Source organism: Kitasatospora sp. NRRL B-11411 (assembly GCF_000721345.1).
In the GTDB taxonomy this organism is placed as follows: Bacteria; Actinomycetota; Actinomycetes; order Streptomycetales; family Streptomycetaceae; genus Kitasatospora; species Kitasatospora cineracea.
The window spans coordinates 1-1135 of sequence record NZ_JOGH01000282.1; the positions used below are offsets into that span (position 1 = coordinate 1).

1 protein-coding gene is annotated in these 1135 nt (G+C 81.6%); it reads left to right on the forward strand.

The window, feature by feature from the left end; genetic code table 11:
• Positions 1 to 118: 118 nt before the first annotated feature.
• Positions 119 to 1135: hypothetical protein (locus IH44_RS0139920; RefSeq protein WP_030464755.1), on the forward strand; the 1017-nt coding region annotated here is incomplete at its 3' end.

The following is a 1135-nucleotide window of genomic DNA, read 5'->3' on the forward strand; positions in this document are numbered from 1 at the left end:
CGGTTGACCCCGCCCCCGGAGCGCCCGTGGCCCCCTGCCCACCGCCACCTCGCAAAGCCAACCGCCCGGAGCGCCCGTTGACTCGCATCCCCACCAAGTCCCGCCCCCGGAGCACCCGTTGACCCCCGCCCGCCGCGCCGAGCGCGCGGTGTACCTGCGCAGCCACCCGCTGCTGTTCGCCCTGCTCGCCGCGACCCGGCACCGGCCGGTGCTCCGGGTCGGCCGCACCGTGCTGGTGCACCACCCGGACGCCTACCGCGAGGTGCTCACCCGGGTGCCGCTCGACCGGACGGCCGAGCACACCACCGGCGGCACCGCCGCCCGGCTCACCGGCGGCAGCCTGCTCTTCGACCAGCAGGGGGCCGAACACCGGGCCTCCCGACGGGAGTTGGCCGCCCTGCTGGGCCCGGCGGGGGCGGCCGCGCTGGAGCCGGACTGGCAGCGGATCCTGGACCGGCACCTGGCCGGCCTCACCGCGCCGGTCGACCTGGTCCCCGCCGTCCGCGAACTCGCCGGGGCGACGGCCGCCGCGCTCACCGGCAGCGACGCCGACCCGGTCCGTCTCGCCCGCGCCGCCGAGCGCGCCGCGGCCGCCACCGCCCGCGCGCACCTGCCCGCCCTGCTGCCCCGTCCGGGCGGCGCCCGCCGGGCCCGGGCGGCCGCCGAGCGGCTCCGGCTGCTGCTGCCCGACCCGCGCGACGCGATGCTCGCCGTCGCCGCCGTCAACACCACCCTCGCCGCGCTGCCCCGGGCCGCCGCCTGGTGCGCCCGCGAGCAGCTCTGGGACCGCGCCCGCGAGGACGCCCCGGCGCTGGCCGCCGAGTTGCTCCGCCGCACCGCCGCCTCCCCGGTCCTGCCCCGGGCCGCGGCCGCCGACGCCGCCGTCCTCGGCCACCGGATCCGCCACGGCGACCGCCTCCTGCTGGTCGCCCGGCACGCCGCCGAGGCCCACCGCGACGCCCCCGCCCACCCGCACGCCGCCCGGGCCCCGTTCGGCTTCGGCCCGCACACCTGCCCGGGCGCCGGCCTGGCCCGCGCCCAACTCGCCCTGCTACTCGGCACCCTGGCCCCGCACGCCCCCCGCGTCCTGCGCACCGCCCCGCACCCCGGCAGCGCCCTGCCCTCCTACCGCAGC